At 60.6% G+C, this 19213-nt stretch carries 21 protein-coding genes; 12 read left to right on the top strand and 9 right to left on the bottom strand.

The annotated features are described in order from the left end of the window. The 8 genes from J1G37_RS20545 to J1G37_RS20510 all read left to right on the top strand — a co-directional run bounded on the left by J1G37_RS20545 (position 1) and on the right by J1G37_RS20510 (position 7627). Entirely contained in the window at positions 1-1149 is a 1149-nt protein-coding gene (locus J1G37_RS20545) for an iron-containing alcohol dehydrogenase (RefSeq protein ID WP_207045037.1), read from the top strand. Between the two features lie 84 nt (positions 1150-1233). Then, positions 1234-1908, top strand: coding sequence for a ribulose-phosphate 3-epimerase (gene rpe, locus J1G37_RS20540; RefSeq protein WP_207045034.1), 675 nt, complete (start codon positions 1234-1236; stop codon positions 1906-1908). Continuing rightward, positions 1905-2723: a phosphoglycolate phosphatase gene (locus J1G37_RS20535; protein ID WP_207045033.1), complete on the top strand. Its 819-nt coding sequence runs from the start codon at positions 1905-1907 to the stop codon at positions 2721-2723. The genes rpe and J1G37_RS20535 overlap by 4 nt, the downstream gene beginning before the upstream one ends. 69 nt (positions 2724-2792) lie before the next feature. After that, positions 2793-4274 carry an anthranilate synthase component I gene (gene trpE, locus J1G37_RS20530; RefSeq protein WP_124529323.1) on the top strand — a complete coding sequence of 494 codons (1482 nt, stop codon included), beginning with the start codon at positions 2793-2795 and terminating at the stop codon, positions 4272-4274. Between the two features lie 9 nt (positions 4275-4283). Beyond that, positions 4284-4877 carry an aminodeoxychorismate/anthranilate synthase component II gene (locus tag J1G37_RS20525; protein ID WP_124529321.1) on the top strand — a complete coding sequence of 198 codons (594 nt, stop codon included), beginning with the start codon at positions 4284-4286 and terminating at the stop codon, positions 4875-4877. A 9-nt stretch (positions 4878-4886) separates the two neighbouring features. Continuing rightward, positions 4887-5936, top strand: a complete 1050-nt coding sequence (trpD, locus tag J1G37_RS20520) for an anthranilate phosphoribosyltransferase (protein ID WP_017739618.1) — start codon at positions 4887-4889, stop codon at positions 5934-5936. Beyond that, complete coding sequence (trpC, locus tag J1G37_RS20515) at positions 5933-6769, top strand: indole-3-glycerol phosphate synthase TrpC (RefSeq protein ID WP_207045031.1); 837 nt, start codon at positions 5933-5935, stop codon at positions 6767-6769. The genes trpD and trpC overlap by 4 nt, the downstream gene beginning before the upstream one ends. A 162-nt stretch (positions 6770-6931) precedes the next feature. Next, a complete protein-coding gene (locus tag J1G37_RS20510; RefSeq protein WP_207045029.1) occupies positions 6932-7627 on the top strand; it encodes a lipoate--protein ligase family protein in 696 nt (231 codons plus the stop codon). On the opposite strand, the gene crp is transcribed toward J1G37_RS20510, so the two are convergent. Beyond that, positions 7624-8268, bottom strand: a complete 645-nt coding sequence (gene crp, locus J1G37_RS20505) for a cAMP-activated global transcriptional regulator CRP (RefSeq protein WP_026137165.1) — start codon at positions 8266-8268, stop codon at positions 7624-7626. The two genes, J1G37_RS20510 and crp, sit on opposite strands and share 4 nt — an antisense overlap. A gap of 236 nt (positions 8269-8504) precedes the next feature. On the opposite strand from crp, the gene J1G37_RS20500 reads away from it, so the two are divergent. Beyond that, positions 8505-8927: an OsmC family protein gene (locus J1G37_RS20500; protein WP_005792019.1), complete on the top strand. Its 423-nt coding sequence runs from the start codon at positions 8505-8507 to the stop codon at positions 8925-8927. A gap of 52 nt (positions 8928-8979) precedes the next feature. Here the strand turns inward: J1G37_RS20500 and coq7 are convergent, their stop codons facing one another. From coq7 to hemJ, 6 genes are all read right to left on the bottom strand, one after another. Further along, the gene (gene coq7, locus J1G37_RS20495) at positions 8980-9627 is read right to left on the bottom strand and encodes a 2-polyprenyl-3-methyl-6-methoxy-1,4-benzoquinone monooxygenase (protein ID WP_017739622.1); all 648 of its coding nucleotides are present in this window, start codon (positions 9625-9627) and stop codon (positions 8980-8982) included. Positions 9628-9738: 111 nt separating this feature from the next. After that, a complete protein-coding gene (locus J1G37_RS20490) occupies positions 9739-10077 on the bottom strand; it encodes a histidine triad nucleotide-binding protein (protein ID WP_192299781.1) in 339 nt (112 codons plus the stop codon). A 46-nt stretch (positions 10078-10123) separates the two neighbouring features. After that, complete coding sequence (locus J1G37_RS20485; protein ID WP_207045027.1) at positions 10124-10912, bottom strand: SDR family oxidoreductase; 789 nt, start codon at positions 10910-10912, stop codon at positions 10124-10126. Positions 10913-10974: 62 nt separating this feature from the next. After that, positions 10975-11922, bottom strand: coding sequence for a DUF805 domain-containing protein (locus J1G37_RS20480; protein ID WP_207045025.1), 948 nt, complete (start codon positions 11920-11922; stop codon positions 10975-10977). 69 nt (positions 11923-11991) lie between these two features. Next, positions 11992-12954, bottom strand: coding sequence for a nitronate monooxygenase family protein (locus tag J1G37_RS20475; RefSeq protein WP_207045024.1), 963 nt, complete (start codon positions 12952-12954; stop codon positions 11992-11994). A 24-nt stretch (positions 12955-12978) separates the two neighbouring features. Continuing rightward, positions 12979-13407, bottom strand: a complete 429-nt coding sequence (gene hemJ, locus J1G37_RS20470) for a protoporphyrinogen oxidase HemJ (protein WP_207045022.1) — start codon at positions 13405-13407, stop codon at positions 12979-12981. Positions 13408-13542: 135 nt separating this feature from the next. Between hemJ and argC the strand changes: the two genes are divergently transcribed. Continuing rightward, positions 13543-14577 (top strand): N-acetyl-gamma-glutamyl-phosphate reductase, encoded by a 1035-nt coding sequence (gene argC, locus J1G37_RS20465; RefSeq protein WP_010206935.1) that lies wholly within the window; start codon positions 13543-13545, stop codon positions 14575-14577. Positions 14578-14742: 165 nt separating this feature from the next. Next, the gene (gene erpA / locus J1G37_RS20460; RefSeq protein ID WP_003176443.1) at positions 14743-15093 is read left to right on the top strand and encodes an iron-sulfur cluster insertion protein ErpA; all 351 of its coding nucleotides are present in this window, start codon (positions 14743-14745) and stop codon (positions 15091-15093) included. Positions 15094-15158: 65 nt separating this feature from the next. Here the strand turns inward: erpA and J1G37_RS20455 are convergent, their stop codons facing one another. Next, positions 15159-16250: an anhydro-N-acetylmuramic acid kinase gene (locus J1G37_RS20455; RefSeq protein ID WP_207045020.1), complete on the bottom strand. Its 1092-nt coding sequence runs from the start codon at positions 16248-16250 to the stop codon at positions 15159-15161. A 3-nt stretch (positions 16251-16253) separates the two neighbouring features. Then, a complete protein-coding gene (locus tag J1G37_RS20450) occupies positions 16254-17663 on the bottom strand; it encodes a peptidoglycan DD-metalloendopeptidase family protein (RefSeq protein WP_207045017.1) in 1410 nt (469 codons plus the stop codon). A gap of 209 nt (positions 17664-17872) precedes the next feature. Between J1G37_RS20450 and tyrS the strand changes: the two genes are divergently transcribed. Continuing rightward, positions 17873-19072, top strand: coding sequence for a tyrosine--tRNA ligase (gene tyrS, locus J1G37_RS20445; protein WP_017739632.1), 1200 nt, complete (start codon positions 17873-17875; stop codon positions 19070-19072). Positions 19073-19213 lie beyond the last annotated feature (141 nt).

Here is a 19213-nt window from a genome sequence, read left to right as displayed (position 1 = left end):
ATGAGTACTTCCTCATTCAAGATCGCCCACAAACTGCTCACCGGCTCCGGTGCCATCGAACAACTGGCCGCTGAGCTCACCCGCCTGGATGTAGACAATCCGCTGATCGTCACCGATGCCGCGCTGGTCAAGTCCGGCACCGTGGCGCTGGCGCTCGAGCACCTGGGCGAGCGCAGTTATGAAATCTTTGATCGTGTGCTGCCCGACCCGGAGATCGCCATCGTCGAAGACTGCATGCGCGTGTACCGCGAGGGCGGGCATGACGGCCTGATCGGTGTCGGCGGTGGCAGTGCCATCGATATTGCCAAGAGCGTGGCCGCGTATGCCGGTTACCACGGGGCGCTGGCGGATCTGTTCGGCGTTGATCAGGTGCCGCGCAAAGGCCCGCCGTTGATCGCCATTCCGACCACGGCCGGCACCGGCTCGGAAGTGACCAACGTGGCGATTCTGTCCGACAAGGCCGCGCAGCTGAAAAAAGGCATCGTCAGCGACTACCTGTTGCCGGACGTCGCGCTGATCAGCCCGCAAATGACCCTCACCTGCCCGCGCAGCGTGACTGCCGCCAGTGGCGTGGATGCGCTGGTGCATGCCATCGAGTCGTACCTGTCGCTGAATGCTTCGCCGATCACCGATGCGCTGGCGATTGGCGCAATCAAGCTGATCGCCAAGGCGCTGCCGAAAGCCTACGCCAACCCGTCCAACCTGCAGGCCCGCGACGATATGGCCACCGCCAGCCTGATGGCCGGTATGGCCTTTGGCAATGCCGGAGTGGGCGCGGTGCATGCGCTGGCGTATCCGCTGGGCGGGCGCTTCAACATCGCCCATGGGGTGAGCAATGCCTTGCTGCTGCCCTACGTGATGCACTGGAACAAGCTGGCGTGCGTGGAGCGCATGCAGGAAATTGCCCAGGCCATGGGCGTGAATGTCAGCGGCCTGAGTGCCAATGATGCGGCCGACCAGGCTGTCGAGGCGATGACGCGACTGTGTGCCGCAGTCGAGATCCCGGCGGGGCTGCGCAGCTTCGGCGTGCCCGAGGACGCGATCCCCGCCATGGCCAGCGAAGCGGCGGGCATCGAGCGGCTGATGCGCAATAATCCGCGCAAGCTCAGCGCGGCCGATATCGAGAAAATCTACCGGGCTGCCTACTAGCCATTGAGCCAGGTCACGGTGCGCGCGGCAAAGCATGCGGTATACAATGCGCGCCATCGTGATTTAGCTCAGAAAAGGTGCGTCATGCAGCCCTTCGTAATTGCTCCATCGATTCTCTCCGCCGACTTCGCCCGCCTGGGTGAGGAAGTGGACAACGTGTTGGCCGCTGGCGCGGACTTCGTGCACTTCGATGTCATGGACAACCACTACGTGCCCAACCTGACCATCGGCCCGATGGTCTGCGCGGCGCTGCGCAAGTACGGCGTGACCGCGCCGATTGACGCGCACCTGATGGTCAGCCCGGTAGACCGCATCATCGGTGACTTCATCGAAGCCGGCGCGACCTACATCACTTTCCACCCGGAAGCCACGCTGCACGTGGACCGCACCTTGCAACTGATCCGCGAAGGCGGCTGCAAGGCGGGCCTGGTGTTCAACCCGGCGACGCCGCTGGACGTGCTCAAGTACGTGATGGACAAGGTCGACATGGTCTTGCTGATGAGCGTCAACCCAGGTTTCGGCGGGCAGAAGTTCATCCCCGGCACCCTCGACAAGCTGCGCGAAGCCCGCGCACTGATCGACGCTTCGGGCCGGGATATCCGCCTGGAGATCGACGGTGGGGTCAACGTCAACAACATCCGCGAAATCGCCGCCGCTGGCGCCGACACTTTTGTCGCCGGCTCGGCGATCTTCAACGCACCGAACTACCAGGACGTCATCGACAAGATGCGTTCCGAGCTAGCGCTGGCGCGTCCATGAGCGGCTTCGAGCAGCTGTTCCCCGGCAAGCTGCCACGGCTGGTGATGTTCGATCTGGACGGTACCCTGATCGACTCGGTGCCAGACCTTGCCGCCGCGGTGAACGAGATGCTGCTCAAGCTGGGGCGCAAGCCGGTGGCGATCGAGGCCGTGCGCACGTGGGTCGGCAACGGCGTGCAGATGCTGGTGCGCAGGGCCTTGGCCAATGACATCAATGCCGACGGTGTCGATGAGGTCGAGGCCGAGCATGCCCTGGAACTGTTCAACGCCGCCTATGAAGACGGCCACGAACTGACCGTGGTTTACCCCGGCGTGCGTGACACCCTCAAATGGCTGAGCAAGCAGGGCGTGGAAATGGCCCTGATTACCAACAAGCCGGAGCGCTTTGTCGCGCCGCTGTTGGACCAGATGAAAATCGGCCGGTATTTCCGCTGGATCATCGGCGGCGATACCTTGCCGCAGAAGAAACCCGACCCGGCGGCGCTGTTTTTTGTAATGAAAATGGCGAATATTCCGGCGTCGCAGTCGCTGTTTGTCGGCGATTCGCGCAGCGATGTGCTGGCGGCAAAGGCGGCTGGCGTGCAGTGCGTAGCCTTGAGCTACGGCTATAACCATGGCCGACCGATTGCCGAAGAGTCGCCGTCGCTGGTGATAGATGACCTGCGACTGCTAATCCCCGGTTGCTTGGGAGCGGGCGCTGAGATAACGTTGCCCGACACCGATCCGTCCCCTTCTGGAAATCCCATCGTGGTGGTCACTCGCAAACTCTGGATGAAAGTCATCAAGGCCCTGGCCCGCTGGCGTTGGCGCGCCTGACTGATCCCGGCCGCGCCATGCGGCACGTTTGCATACCTGACCGTTAGACCCTCACGCCACGAGGCACACATGATCCGCGAAGAATTCCTGCGTTTGGCCGCTGCCGGCTATAACCGTATCCCCCTGGCCTGCGAAACCCTGGCCGACTTCGACACGCCGCTGTCGATCTACCTGAAACTGGCCGACGAGCCCAATTCCTATCTGCTGGAATCGGTTCAGGGCGGCGAGAAGTGGGGCCGTTATTCGATCATCGGCCTGCCGTGCCGCACCGTCATGCGCGTTCACGACCACCATGTGAGCATCACCCATGACGGCGTCGAGATCGAAAGCCACGACGTAGAAGACCCGCTGGCCTTTGTCGAAACCTTCAAGGCGCGCTACAACGTGCCGACCATTGCGGGCCTGCCGCGTTTCAACGGCGGCCTTGTGGGCTATTTCGGCTACGACTGTGTGCGCTACGTGGAAAAGCGCTTGGGCAAATGCCCGAACCCGGACCCGCTGGGCGTGCCGGACATTCTGCTGATGGTCTCCGACGCGGTCGTCGTCTTCGACAACCTCGCCGGCAAGATGCACGCGATTGTGCTGGCTGACCCGTCCCAGGCGGACGCATTCGAGCAAGGCCAGGCCAGCCTCGAAGCGTTGCTGGAAAAACTGCGCCAGCCGATCACCCCGCGTCGCGGCCTGGACCTCAGCCGTCCGCCGGCCGCCGACCCGATTTTTCGCTCAAGCTTCACGCAGGATGACTACGAGCGCGCCGTCGATACCATCAAGGAATACATCCTCGCCGGTGACTGCATGCAAGTGGTGCCGTCGCAGCGTATGTCCATCGACTTCAAGGCCGCGCCGATTGACCTGTACCGCGCCCTGCGTTGCTTCAACCCGACGCCGTACATGTACTTCTTCAACTTTGGCGACTTCCACGTGGTGGGCAGCTCGCCGGAAGTGCTGGTGCGTGTCGAAGACAACCTGATCACCGTGCGCCCGATTGCCGGCACGCGCCCACGTGGCGCGACCGAAGAAGAGGATGTGGCGCTGGAAAAAGACCTGCTCAGCGACGACAAGGAAATCGCCGAGCACCTGATGCTCATCGACCTGGGCCGCAACGATACCGGGCGCGTCTCGGAAATCGGTTCGGTGAAGCTCACCGAGAAGATGGTCATCGAGCGTTATTCCAACGTGATGCACATTGTGTCCAACGTCACGGGTGAGCTGAAAGCCGGCTTGACCGCCATGGACGCACTGCGCGCGATTCTGCCGGCGGGCACCTTGTCGGGTGCGCCGAAGATCCGCGCGATGGAAATCATCGACGAGCTGGAGCCGGTCAAGCGCGGTGTCTACGGCGGCGCCGTGGGCTATTTCGCCTGGAACGGCAACATGGACACGGCGATTGCGATCCGCACCGCCGTGATCAAGGACGGGGAGCTGCACGTGCAGGCCGGTGGCGGGATTGTCGCCGACTCGGTGCCGGCCCTCGAATGGGAAGAAACCCTGAACAAGCGCCGCGCGATGTTCCGCGCCGTTGCGCTGGCTGAACAGACCCCCAATTCCTGAGGTTGCCCCATGTTGCTGATGATTGATAACTACGACTCCTTTACCTACAACGTTGTGCAGTACCTGGGCGAGCTCGGTGCCGAGGTCAAGGTGGTGCGCAACGATGAAATGACCGTGGCCGAAATCGCCGCCCTGAACCCGGAGCGCATCGTGGTCTCGCCGGGGCCGTGCACGCCGACCGAGGCGGGTATTTCCCTGGAAGCGATCCAGTATTTTGCTGGCAAGCTGCCGATCCTCGGCGTGTGCCTGGGCCACCAGTCCATCGGCCAGGCCTTTGGCGGTGACGTGGTGCGCGCGCGCCAGGTGATGCACGGCAAGACCAGCCCGGTATTCCATCATGATCTGGGCGTGTTCCATGGGCTTAACTTGCCCGTCACCGTGACCCGCTACCACTCGCTGGTGGTCAAGCGCGAAACCTTGCCGGAATGCCTGGAGTTGACCGCCTGGACCCAACTGGAAGACGGCTCGGTCGATGAAATCATGGGCCTGCGCCACAAGACACTGAATGTCGAAGGGGTGCAATTTCACCCTGAATCGATCCTGACCGAGCAGGGCTACGAGCTGTTCGCCAACTTTCTCAAGCAGAGCGGCGGCACGCGCTAAGGACTTTCCATGGATATCAAGACTGCCCTGAGCCGTATCGTCGGCCACCTGGACCTGAGCACCGCTGAAATGAGCGATGTGATGCGCGAGATCATGACCGGTCAATGCACCGACGCGCAGATCGGCGCGTTCATGATGGCCATGCGCATGAAGAGCGAGAGCATCGACGAGATCGTCGGCGCCGTGTCGGTGATGCGCGAGCTGGCGGACAAGGTTGAGCTCAAGACCCTCGACGGCGTGGTTGATGTGGTGGGCACCGGCGGCGACGGTGCGAACATCTTCAACGTGTCGACGGCGTCTTCTTTTGTAGTCGCGGCGGCGGGTTGCACCGTGGCCAAGCACGGTAACCGTGCGGTGTCTGGCAAAAGCGGCAGCGCCGACTTGCTGGAAGCGGCCGGTATTTACCTGAACCTCACGCCGGTGCAAGTGGCGCGTTGCATCGACAACGTCGGCATCGGCTTCATGTTTGCCCAGACTCACCACAGTGCGATGAAGTACGCCGCTGGCCCGCGTAAAGACCTCGGCCTGCGCACCCTGTTCAACATGCTCGGCCCGCTTACGAATCCGGCCGGTGTGAAACACCAGGTAGTCGGTGTGTTCAGCCAGGCGCTGTGCCGGCCATTGGCCGAAGTGTTGCAGCGTCTGGGCAGCAAGCATGTGCTGGTGGTGCACTCCAAGGATGGCCTGGACGAGTTCAGCCTGGCGGCGCCGACCTTTGTGGCGGAGCTGAAGAATGATCAGGTCACTGAATATTGGGTCGAACCTGAAGATCTGGGCATGAAGAGCCAAAGCTTGCACGGCCTGGCAGTGGAAAGCCCGGCGGCTTCGCTTGAATTGATTCGCGATGCGCTGGGGCGGCGCAAGACCGAGAACGGTCAAAAAGCGGCAGAGATGATTGTTCTGAATGCTGGCGCGGCACTTTACGCGGCCGACCACGCCTATAGTCTTAAGGAAGGTGTGGCCTTGGCCCACGATGCGCTGCACACCGGCCTCGCTCGCGAGAAGCTCGAAGAGCTGGGAGCCTTCACCGCAGTATTCAAGATGGAGAATGAAGGATGAGTGTGCCAACCGTTCTGGAAAAGATCCTCGCCCGCAAAGCCGAAGAGGTGGCCGAGCGCCGCGCCCGCGTCAGCCTCGCCGAGCTGGAGGCCCAGGCGAAGCTTGCCGATGCACCGCGTGGTTTCGCCAATGCCTTGATCGCCCAGGCCAAGCTCAAGCAGCCAGCGGTGATCGCCGAGATCAAGAAGGCTTCGCCGAGCAAAGGCGTGATCCGCGAAAACTTCGTCCCGTCGGAAATCGCCGTCAGTTATGAGAAGGGCGGCGCGACGTGCCTGTCCGTCTTGACCGATATCGACTACTTCCAGGGTTGCGACCTGTTCCTGCAGCAGGCCCGCGCGGCGTGCAAGTTGCCGGTGATCCGCAAGGATTTCATGGTTGACCCGTACCAGATCGTCGAAGCCCGCGCCCTGGGCGCCGACTGTGTGCTGCTGATCGTCTCCGCCCTGGATGACGTGAAGATGGCCGAGCTGGCAGCCGTGGCGAAAAGCGTCGGTTTGGATGTGCTGGTGGAAGTGCACGACGGCGATGAGCTGGAGCGAGCACTGAAAACCCTCGACACACCGCTGGTGGGGGTCAACAACCGCAACCTGCACACCTTTGAAGTCAGCCTGGAAAACACCCTCGACCTGCTGCCGCGCATTCCGCGCGACCGTTTGGTGATTACCGAGAGTGGCATCGTCAACCGTGCCGATGTGGAACTGATGGAAATCAGTGGGGTGTATTCGTTCCTGGTGGGCGAGACCTTCATGCGCGCCGAGAACCCGGGAGCGGAGCTGCAGCGCCTGTTCTTCCCGGAGCGGGGTGTGGCGGTCAGTGGTTCGACCCTGGACTGATTGAACCGCGGCCAAAATTTGGAATGTGGTTTAAGTGTGGGAGCTGGCTTGCCTGCGATGAGGGTGTATCAGTCGATGGATTCGTTGGCTGATACACCGCTATCGCAGGCAAGCCAGCTCCCACATTTGGATTTGTGTTTATGTCAGAAAGGTAGGTGTTTGATGGTTAAGCCAGTAAGGATGACGGTTGAAGCTGGGCTTGCCGCCGAGCAAGACCTGTTGGCCGCCGTCTGCGCCGGCGATCAGGACTACGGCCTGCTGTTCTGGCAACCCAACGATCAAGCCTTGGTGATGCCACGCCGGTTGAGCCGCCTGCCAGCATTCGATACCGCCAGCCAGGTTTCGGCAGAGGCCGGTTGGCCGGTGTTGTTGCGGGAAACCGGCGGCGAGCCCGTGCCGCAGTCGTCGGCCACGGTCAACATCGCCCTGGTCTACGCCCCCCCGCGTAGTGAAGGCGATCAGAATCGTATCGAAACCGGCTACTTGCGCCTCTGCCAGCCGATCTGCGATCTGCTGATCGAGCTGGGGGGCGATGCGTCTGTCGGTGAAATCGACGGCGCGTTCTGCGACGGTCGCTATAACGTCAATCTCAATGGCCGGAAAATGGTCGGCACTGCCCAGCGCTGGCGCCAAAGTGGCGGCCGCCCCGTGGGGTTGGTGCACGGTGCGCTGCTGCTGGACGGCGACCGTGAAGAACTGATCGCGTCCGTCAATCGCTTCAACGAAGCCTGCGGTCTCGACCAACGGGTGCGTGCCGACAGCCATATCGCCTTGCACGAAGCCTTTCCCGCGCCGGATGCGATCAGCCGGCTGGACACCTTGTACCGCCAGATGCTGGCCAGCTTCCTGGCGGTTTAGCGGGTACCGAACACCACCATCGTCTTGCCTTTGACGTTGACCAGGTTGCGCTCTTCCAGATCCTTGAGCACGCGGCCGACCATCTCTCGCGAACAACCGACAATGCGCCCGATTTCCTGACGCGTGACTTTGATCTGCATGCCATCGGGGTGGGTCATGGCGTCCGGTTGCTTGCACAGGTCCAGCAGGCAACGGGCCACACGCCCGGTGACATCGAAGAACGCCAGGTCGCCGACCTTGCGCGTGGTGTCCCGCAGGCGCTGGGCAATCTGGCCGCTGAGGGCGTAGAGAATGTCCGGGTCTTGCTGGGCCAGTTCGCGAAATTTGCTGTAGCTGATCTCGGCCACTTCGCACTCGACCTTGGCCCGCACCCAGGCGCTGCGCTCCTGCTCTTTGCCCGCTTGTTCAAACAGCCCGAGCTCGCCAAAGAAATCGCCGGTGTTGAGGTAGGCGATGATCATCTCGCGGCCGTCTTCGTCCTCGATCAGGATGGTGACCGAGCCCTTGATGATAAAAAACAGCGTTTCCGAGCGTTCGCCGGCGCAAATGATGTTGTGCTTGGCCGGGTAACGTCGGCGCTGGCAGTGCATCAACAGCTTGTCGAGATTCTTGATCTTGGGTATGGGCGTAAGAGCAACCATGGTTGTATCCCGGAAGACAGCGCGAAGTTGTTGTATTCGTGGGTATCGGCATTGATACGCGTTGTATAAATGCTAGCAATACGCCATCGATTTGGCGCCAGCTTAACAGACACATTCTGACTCGATTAGCCAATTTACTCGGCAAACCCTGCTATTGATCGCTTTGATGGGAAACGCAGCCGGCGACGGGCCCTGTGCTAAGCTGGCGACCCTTTTTTAGCAGTGGAGTCTGGGCGATGAAGGCACGCATCCAATGGGCGGGCGAAGCCATGTTCCTCGGTGAGTCGGGCAGTGGCCATGTAGTGGTCATGGATGGCCCGCCGGAAGCCGGTGGCCGTAACCTGGGCGTACGCCCGATGGAAATGCTCCTGCTTGGTGTAGGCGGTTGCAGCAATTTCGACGTGGTCAGCATCCTGAAGAAGTCCCGCCAGGCCGTGGAAAGCTGCGAAGCCTTCCTGGAAGCCGAGCGCGCCACTGAAGATCCCAAGGTGTTTACCAAGATCCACATGCATTTCGTGGTGAAGGGCCGGGCGCTGAAGGAAGCCCAGGTCAAGCGTGCCATCGAGCTGTCGGCCGAGAAGTATTGCTCTGCGTCGATCATGCTTGGCGCTGCCGGTGTGGCCATCACCCATGACTACGAGATCATCGAACTGGGTTGATTGCCGATGGGCAAAAGAAAAGGGCGCTGTGATAGCGCCCTTTTTTTGTGGCTCAGATACGGTAGGTGCTTTTGGTCATGACCTTGGCCAATAGGCTCATGCCGAACCGCACCGGCGCCGGGAAGCGGAAACCACCGGCATCCAGCGCGCTTTCTGCGTGGTGTTCTTCATCGATGCGCATTTGCTCAAGGATGGCGCGGGACTTTTCGTCTTCGGCCGGCAATTGCTCAAGGTGTTCGTCCAGGTGTTTGCACACCTGATGTTCGGTCGCGGCGACAAAACCCAGGCTGACCTTGTCGCTGATCAGCCCGGCAGCGGCGCCGATACCAAACGACAAACCGTAGAACAGCGGGTTGAGCACGCTGGGATGGCTGCCGAGTTGGCGAATGCGTTGCTCGCACCAGGCCAGGTGGTCGATTTCTTCCTCGGCGGCATGTTCCATGGCTGCGCGTACTTGCGGCAGCTTGGCCGTCAGCGCCTGGCCCTGGTACAGCGCCTGGGCACAGACTTCGCCGGTATGGTTGATGCGCATCAGGCCGGCGACGTGGCGGGTATCGGTCTCGCTCATCTGCGCGTCGGGCTGCACGATGGCGGGCGAAGGGCGATACGGCTGGCCGCTGAACGGCAGCAGCGTGCGCATGGCCATATCGGCTTGCAACAACAGACGGTCAATCGGCGAGTAGTGACGTTGGGTAGTCATGCTGACCTCCGGGAAGAATCTCGGCGGCCAGTTTACCGCAAGAGAAGGTGAAGCGTTTGCGCTGAGTCAATTTGCCCTGATGGCGAGGGAGCAAGCTCCCTCAGGTTGAAATCAACCCGGCGGCCAGTTCATCTGGCGCTGACCCAGCACATGCATGTGAATGTGATAAACGGTCTGCCCGCCTTTCGGGTTGCAGTTCATCACCACGCGGAAACCTTCTTCGCAGCCCTGTTCCAGCGCCAGGCGCTGGGCGGTGAACAAGATATGGCCGGCCAGGGCTTTGTCTTCTTCGGTCAGGTCATTGAGGGTGGCGATGTGTTTCTTCGGGATGACCAGGAAATGCACGGGCGCTGCCGGATGGATGTCCTTGAAGGCCAGGACTTGGTCATCTTCGTAGATGATGTCTGCCGGTATTTCCCGGTTGATGATCTTGGTGAACAGAGTATCCACAGCTGTTTCTCCATTTTGAATAGGCAGGGTGAGTGTACTCAGGCAATCAACGCGGGCAATAGGCCTTGTTGATCGCGCCGGCAATCTTGCGGGTCAGCCAGCGTGGGCTGAAACGCGGGCTAAAGGCGAGCCAGCGGTTGCGGCGGCCGGGAATGATGATGGCTTGGTTTTTTTCCAGGGCGCGCACGGTGAACAGGGCCACTTCTTCCGGGCTCATCAGTTTTTCACTGCGCTCGAGCTTGGCGGTGTCCATTTGCGCGGTGCCGAAAAACGCGGTACGTGTGGGGCCGGGGCAGAGCACGGAGACCTTGATGCCACAGGTCTTCAGTTCTTCGCGCAAGCCTTCGGAGAAGTGCAGCACGTAGGCCTTGCTGGCGTAGTAACTGCTCATCCACGGGCCAGGCTGGAAGGCGGCCACCGAGGCGACGTTGAGGATCTGCCCACCACCGTGCAGCGCCATGGAGTTGCCCAAGGCGTGGCACATACGGGTCAGGGCGAGGATGTTGACTTCGATCAGGTCTTGCTCGGTCATCCAGTCCTGGGCCAGGAACGGCCCGCTGGTGCCGATGCCGGCACAGTTGACCAGCAGGTCGATCTGCCGTTCGCCTTCTTCAAGCTCCAGCAGAAACCCGGACAAACGCAGCGGCTCACCCAGGTCGCAGGCACGAAACAGCACCTCGACGCCGAAACGCTGAGTCAATTCGAGTGCAATGCTTTCCAACTGATCACGCTGGCGGGCCACCAGAATCAAGCTGCGGCCGCGGCGGGCGAGGGCTTCGGCCAAAGCCAGGCCGATGCCGCTGGAGGCACCGGTGATCAGAGCGTAACGGGTCATGCCTTTCTCCATCGCAACGCCGCCGAGCCTGTGACAGAGGCATCACAGGCGGCGGGCGTTTCTTACTGTTCTGGAGAGTCTACAGGTTCGGCTGCTTCGTCAGCACTTTGCGCGTCGTCTTCCTCAACGATCACGCTTTGGTCAGTGTCAGCATCGGAGGTGATGGAGCTGCTTTCGTAGCTGCTGTCGATGTTGGCGCCGAGTTGGTCGAGGTAGCCGTACATGCTCAGCGTAACCATGATGGCCAGCATCACGGGAATAAACGCCAGCCACAGCGTGGCCAGGACTTTTACCGCGGTCGAGTTGCGCGGTGGCGGCGCGCCGTACTGGTTGGCACCGGCGTTGCCTGGAAGCACCAGCAGCAGAATGGCGAAGACGGTGTTGACGACTGGCACCAGGTTCAGCGCGTACAGCCATCCAGACCAGCCCAGGTCATGCAAGCGCTGCACGCTGATGAGTATGCTGATCCAGAACATCGCGACGATCAGCGCGAGCCACAGCAGAGGGCCGACAATCATGGCGACCAACGGCGAGGCGACCGATATGGCGGCACCCACGGTGATGATAATGCCGGCCGCAAAGAGCATCGCGACACTCATCACCAACATCCACGCCAGGTAGCGCAGGCGGCCAATACGCCCGTTGAGGGTGAAGACGTTGAGGGTGGCGTACTCCGGCAAGTCATCACCTACGGCAGCACGCGGCGGTGCATAGGGGGATGCGCCTGGTGCAGTCGAATCGGTCTCATGGGTTTCGGCAAGGCTGAATGCGACGGGCTGCTCGGCTTCGATGCGGGCATCGACCCCGGCGTTTTTCAGCGCATTGAGATAGGTTTCGGCATCAGGGCGGGACAGGTCGCGTTTCAGCGCGACCGTGCGGCCTGTAAAGAGCTTCTCGATCGCCTCGACGTCGCTTTTGAACAGCTCGGCCAGGTTCAGTTTGGCAGTGGTGCTTTCGACCCCCGGGAGCAAGGCTCCATCAAACACAATCTTGAAACGGTTGTCGCTCATGCGGGCTTCCTTGTCACTTAATCGGGGAGGTAATGCAGGCCTGCTCAATCGGCAGGCCTTGCGGTGGGTTCAGCGTGGCCAGCGCAATTGTACCGCCTGTTCGCGTGCCTTGCGGTATTCGGCATCCAGGCGGGCAACGAGTTCATCGACGCTAGGCAGGTCGTCGATCTCCCCAACGCCTTGGCCGGCCGACCAGACGGTCTTCCAGGCCTTGGCTTCGTCGCTCAATGGCTTGAGCTTGGAGCCGAAGTTGACCTCACCTTTGCCTTGCAGCGCAGCGAGGTCGAAACCCGCGTTCTCCAGGCTCTGGCGCATAAAGCTGGCGGGCACGCCGGAGACTGCGGGAGTGTGCACGATGTCGGCAGCGCGCGATGTGAGCAGCATCTCTTTATAGGCATCCGGGGCGTGGCTTTCGGTGGTACCGATAAAGCGCGTGCCGAAATACGCCAGGTCAGCCCCCAGCAACTGGGCCGCGAGGATTTCGTGGCCGTGGTTGAGGCAGCCGGCCAGCAGCAAGGTTTTGTCGAAGAACTGACGAATCTCGGCGATCAGCGCGAACGGGCTCCAGGTGCCCGCATGGCCACCGGCGCCGGCGGCCACTGCGATCAGGCCATCTACGCCGGCTTCAGCGGCTTTCTCGGCATGGCGCCGGGTGGTCACGTCGTGGAAGACCAGGCCGCCGTAGCTGTGCACGGCATCGACCAACTCCTTCACTGCGCCGAGGCTGGTGATGACGATCGGTACCTTGTGCTCGACGCAGATCGCCAGGTCCGCCTCGAGCCGTGGGTTGCTGTGGTGCACGATCAGGTTCACGGCGTAGGGCGCGGGGTTGTCCAACTGCGCCAGGCCCGCTTCGATTTCTTCCAGCCAGGCTTTGAAACCACTGCTTTCGCGCTGGTTGAGCGCCGGGAAGCTCCCGACGACGCCATTGCGGCAGCAGGCCAGCACCAGTTGTGGATTGGAAATCAGAAACATCGGCGCGACCACTACAGGCAGGCGCAGACGTTGTTCAAGCAAAGCGGGCAGCGACATTGGAGTTACCCCGTGTGATTGAAGTTAGAACGGTTTGACCACGACCAAAATTACGATAGCCAGCAATATCAGAACCGGGACTTCATTGAACCAGCGATAAAAGACATGGCTGCGGGTGTTTTCGCCACGGGCAAAGCGTTTTACTTGCGCGCCGCACATGTGGTGGTAGCCGATCAGCAGCACGACGAGGGTGAGCTTGGCGTGGATCCAGCCGCCCGAGTGAAAGATGCTCGGGTTCAGGTAGATCAGCCAGCCGCCAAACACCAGCGTTGCCACACTCGCCGGGCCCATGATGCCGCGATACAGCTTGCGCTCCATCAGGCTGAAGCGTTCCTTGCTGACGTTATCCTCACTTTGCGCGTGGTAGACGAACAGGCGCGGCAGGTAGAACAGCCCGGCAAACCAGCAGACGATGCTGATGATGTGGAAGGCTTTGACCCATAGATAAAGCATTTTTAGTTATTCCCAGGTTCACGGTAGGGGCGATAGTAGTGGCTCATGCGCCCGTACGTCACGTTGACGGTTGTCGCAGGACGATACGGCCCCTATTATCGTCGGTTTTCCAGTGGGTTCGTTGAGGGCAGGTTTATGGTCAAGGTCGGTATCGTCGGCGGCACGGGTTACACAGGTGTCGAATTGCTGCGTCTGTTGGCTCAGCATCCGCAAGCTGAGGTGGTGGTCATCACTTCCCGATCCGAGGCTGGGCTGGCCGTGGCCGATATGTACCCGAACCTGCGAGGCCACTATGACGGCCTGGCGTTCAGCGTGCCGGACATCAAGACCCTGGGCGCCTGTGATGTGGTGTTCTTCGCCACGCCGCACGGGGTTGCCCATGCGCTGGCCGGTGAGTTGCTGGCGGCGGGTACCAAGGTCATCGACCTGTCGGCGGACTTCCGTCTGCAGGACGCCGATGAGTGGGCCAAGTGGTACGGCCAGCCTCACGGCGCCCCGGAGTTGCTTGAGGAAGCGGTTTACGGCCTGCCGGAAGTCAATCGTGAGCAGATCAAGCAGGCGCGCCTGATTGCGGTGCCGGGTTGCTATCCGACCGCTACGCAGTTGGGTTTCCTGCCGTTGCTGGAAGCCGGGCTGGCGGATGCATCGCGCTTGATCGCTGACTGCAAGTCGGGCGTCAGCGGTGCCGGTCGTGGTGCTGCTGTAGGCTCGCTGTACTCCGAGACGTCGGAAAGCATGAAGGCCTATGCAGTAAAAGGGCATCGTCACTTGCCGGAAATCCGCCAAGGGCTGCGTCGCGCGGCCGGCAAGGATGTGGGGCTGACGTTTGTACCGCACCTGACGCCGATGATCCGTGGCATTCACTCCACGCTGTACGCAACCGTGGTCGATCGCTCGGTGGACCTGCAGGCGCTGTTTGAAAAACGTTATGCCAACGAACCGTTCGTCGATGTGATGCCGGCTGGCAGCCACCCGGAAACCCGTAGCGTACGCGGTGCCAACGTATGCCGTATCGCCGTGCACCGTCCACAGGACGGCGACCTGGTGGTGGTGTTGTCGGTGATCGATAACCTGGTCAAGGGCGCGTCGGGCCAGGCGGTGCAGAACATGAACATCCTGTTCGGCCTGGATGAGAAGCTGGGCTTGTCCCACGCGGGCATGCTGCCTTAAGGCATTGCGGTAGTTGCACAAAAGGCCCGTTGATCGGGCCTTTTGTGTTTTTAATGGCCGCCACGCAGATTGATATACCGTAACAATAGTTGACCGCTTTTCTAGGAGAAGCGGATAATGCCCGCCATTACGCATATGGCGGCGGTACGCCGGGAGATTATCAGCATGAGCGTTGAGTCCTTCACCCCCACGGCTTTGCAATTCACCCACGGTGCTGCGCACAAGGTGAAGAGCCTGGTCGATGAAGAGGGTAATGATCGCTTGAAGCTGCGCGTATTTGTTACGGGCGGCGGTTGTTCAGGGTTTCAGTACGGTTTTACCTTCGATGAAGATGTGGCCGATGACGACACCATCGTCGAGCGCGAGGGCGTGAGCCTGGTCGTGGACCCGATGAGCTTCCAGTACTTGGCAGGTGCCGAGGTGGATTACCAGGAAGGTCTGGAAGGTTCGCGTTTCGTGATCAAGAACCCTAACGCCACCACCACTTGTGGTTGCGGGTCTTCGTTCTCGATCTGATCGATTGCGGATACAAAAACGCCGCTTGGCTTTCATAGGCCAAGCGGCGTTTTGCTGTCTGGGGCTCAGGCGGGGTAGATCGCGCCTAGCACTCGAAGCCCGCGCGCGCCGGTAACGCTGGGGCGGTTGGCGGCGATGCCTTCAAGGCAGCAATGGGCCAGCCAGGCGAAGGCCATTGCTTCGACCCAGTCAGGGTCTACGCCATGGGTCGCGGTGCTGCTGACCTGGGTTGAGGGTAGCAGCGCCGCCAGACGATTCATCAAGGTCGAGTTGTGCGCGCCACCCCCACAGACCAGCAGGGTTTCGGTCTGGGGTTGGGCGGTTTGCAGGGACTCCACGATGGTCTGGGCGGTCAACTCCAGCAGGGTGGCCTGGACGTCCTGGTGCGCGAATACGGGCAAGCGGCCAAGGTGTTGTTGCAGCCATCCCAGGTTGAACACTTCGCGACCGGTGCTTTTAGGGCCCTTGGTCAGGAAGAAGGGGTCGCTGAGCAAGGCGTTGAGTAGCTGGGGCACGATAGTGCCGCTGGCCGCCCATTGGCCATCACGGTCGAAGTGTTCGCCCCGTTGTTCATGAATCCAGGCATCCAGCAGCACATTGCCTGGGCCGCAGTCGAAACCGGCTACTGGCTTGCCAGTCTCGATCAGGCTGAGGTTGCTGAAGCCTCCTACGTTCAATACCGCGCGATTGCCGGTGCGTTCACCAAACAGCGCTTCGTGAAAGGCCGGAACCAACGGGGCGCCTTGGCCACCGGCGGCAACGTCGCGGCTGCGGAAATCGCTGACCACGGTGATGCCCGTCAGCTCGGTGAGCAGGGCAGGGTTGCCGATCTGTACGGTAAAACCGCGAGCGGGCTCATGGCGGATGGTCTGGCCATGGCTGCCAATCGCGCGAATAGCCTGGGGCTTGAGGTTTTGCTGGTCGAGCAAGGCGTGGATGCCTTGGGCAGCGAGCGTGACCCAGTGTTGTTGGGCGATGGCCGAACGGGCGATCTCATCCGGGCCGCTGGCGCACAGGCCGAGCAGCTCGGTGCGCAGGGTGTGTGGCATCGGGATGTAGTGGGTGGCGATCAGCTCGATCGCCGGGCCCTGTTTGATCAGGGCGATATCCAGGCCATCGAGGCTGGTCCCGGACATCACACCTATATAGAGCGACATACCTTAACGCTTCGCCGAGGCCAGCAGGGTGGAGCGCTCCTGGTCCATGCGTGCCATCAGTGGCTGGCTTTGTTGCATGAAACGCGCGCGTTCGGCCTTGGCGATCGGGTCGGCCATCGGCAGCTTCTGGCCCAGTGGGTCGACGTGTACGCCGTTGACCTGGAACTCATAGTGCAAATGCGGGCCGGTGGACAGGCCGGTGGTGCCGATATAGCCGATCACCTGGCCTTGCTTCACGGTGCCGCCAGTCTGCACGCCTTTGGCGAAGCCTTGCATGTGGCCATACAGGGTGCGGTAGGTGTTGCCGTGCTGGATGATCACGGTGTTGCCGTAACCGCCGCGGCGGCCGGCCAGCAGGACTTTGCCGTCACCCGCTGCCTTGATCGGCGTACCGCGCGGGGCGGCATAGTCGACGCCTTTGTGGGCGCGGATTTTGTTCAGAATTGGGTGCTTGCGACCCATGGAGAAACGCGAGCTAATACGAGCGAAGTCCACGGGTGTGCGGATGAAGGCCTTGCGCATGCTGTTGCCATCAGCCGTGTAGTAGCTGCTGTTGCCTTGTTTGTTGGTGTAGCGCACGGCCGTGTAGGTCTTGCCGCGGTTGGTGAAGCGTGCAGAGAGGATATTGCCAGTGCCGACCACTTTGCCGTTGGCGACCTTCTGTTCGTAGATCACGTCGAATTCGTCGCCTTGGCGGATGTCCTGGGCGAAGTCGATGTCGTAGCCAAACACGCTGGCCATGTCCATCGTCATGCTGTGGGACAGGCCAGCGCGTGCGGCCGATTGCGACAGGGAACTGTTGATCACGCCGTGGGAATAGGCGGAACGCATCACGGGCTTGGTGGTGATGCGGTTGAAGGCGAAGCCTTTGGCGCCTTTGGTCAGGCTGATGCTTTCCAGGTCGCTGACATTGCTGTGCAGGTTGTGCAACTGGCCGTCGGGGGTCAGTTCGAACTCCAGTTTCTGGCCGTGCTTGAGTTGGGTGAACTGCTTGGCTTGTTTGTCGCTGGCCAGTACTTCACTCACCGTTGCGGACGGTAGGCCGACCTTCTCGAACAAGGTCGAAAGAGTATCGCCTTTGGCGACGATTACTTCGCGGTGCTGAGGGTTCTTGGCCGCAGGCGCAGGTTGCTCCTGGGCTGCTTGCTGGGTTTCTTCCGGGGTGCCGTCTATCTGGGCGAACGGTGATTCGGTGGGTGCATTTGTGGCTTGTTGCGCGTCGGAAGCGTCTTGATCTTGTGTCAGTTGTTCAACTGGACTTTCCAGGTCAAGGCTCAGGGAGGTTCGTTTGGCTTCTACGTCACTGGAAGGGAATACCAGGAGTGCCAGGCTGAGAAGAGCGGCGATACCACTTGCGGCGAGCAGGTGGGTCTTCGGGTAAAGCGGCGGCGCTTTAGACGGTTCAGTGGTCATAAGTAATTTTGACTTTGAAGATGAAATGGAAAAGATGAATGACATGATGAAGATGAAATAACTGTATAAAATATAACCAAATCATCTGTGGCGCAAGCTCGCGAACGCTGGGCTTGCTGAACGGTGTCCGTGCGCAGGGCAAAACTTGTAATTAGTCCCTGATCTTGTATGGTTGGTTCCCTTTTGAATCTGAGCCTTGCGGGTCTGTTATGAAGTCGGTTGAAGAGCAGCTAGCGCTGATAAAACGTGGTGCGGAAGAACTGTTGGTCGAAGCGGAGCTGATCGAAAAGCTCAAGCGTGGCCAGCCCCTGCGTATTAAAGCCGGCTTTGATCCGACTGCGCCGGACCTTCACCTGGGTCATACCGTGCTTATTAATAAGCTGCGCCAGTTCCAGGAGCTGGGGCATCAGGTCATCTTCCTTATAGGTGACTTCACCGGGATGATCGGTGATCCCAGTGGCAAGAGTGCGACGCGCCCGCCGCTGACGCGCGAGCAGGTGCTCGACAATGCCGAGACCTATAAGACTCAGGTGTTCAAGATCCTTGATCCGGCCAAGACGGAAGTGGCGTTCAACTCCACTTGGATGGATCAGATGGGGCCGGCGGATTTTATTCGCCTGACCTCCCAATACACCGTCGCGCGCATGCTTGAGCGTGATGACTTCGACAAGCGTTACTCCACCAACCAGCCAATCGCTATTCATGAGTTCCTGTATCCGCTGGTCCAGGGGTATGACTCGGTGGCGCTGCGTGCGGACGTTGAGTTGGGTGGCACCGATCAGAAGTTCAACCTGCTGATGGGGCGTGAGCTGCAGCGTGCGTATGGGCAAGAAGCTCAGTGCATCCTGACCATGCCGTTGCTGGAAGGGTTGGATGGCGTCAAGAAAATGTCCAAGTCACTGGGTAACTATGTGGGTATCCAGGAAGCGCCGGGCGTTATGTACGGCAAGCTGGTTTCGATTCCGGATGCGTTGATGTGGCGTTACTTCGAGTTGTTGAGCTTCCGCTCGATGGACGAGATCAATGCGCTGCGTGCTGATGTCGAGGCGGGTGCCAATCCGCGTGACGTGAAGATCAAGCTGGCGGAAGAGATTGTTGCGCGCTTCCATGGTGAAGAGGCTGCGGCCAGTGCTCACCGCGCGGCAGGCAATCGTATGAAGGATGGCGAGCTGCCGGACGATCTGCCGGAAGTTGAGTTGACTGCTGCTGAGGCTATGCCGATTGCCGCCGTCCTTAATAAGGCAGGGTTGGTAAAGAACTCGGCGGTTGCACGTGATCTGCTGGGTTCGGGCGGCGTGCGTATAGATGGTGAGGTTGTCGATCGCACCTTTATATACGAGCTGGGCGCTACCCATGTCTGCCAGGCCGGAAAGAAGGCGTTTGCGCGTATCACGCTCAAATCCGAATAAATCTGTAATTAAGTGTTGACGGCGAATTGTAACTGTCTATAATTCGCCCCACTTCCGGCGCAGTCGAAACGGAAAACTCCTTGGTAAACAATGAGTTATGTAGGTTTCGGCAGCAGGTGCTTCAGTTCATCGAAGCCAGAA

Origin of the sequence: Pseudomonas sp. Marseille-Q1929 (genome assembly GCF_017316265.1) — a bacterium.
Lineage (GTDB): Bacteria > Pseudomonadota > Gammaproteobacteria > Pseudomonadales > Pseudomonadaceae > Aquipseudomonas.
Note: the sequence above shows the minus strand (reverse complement) of the source record. Positions and strands in the feature narration are given on the sequence as shown.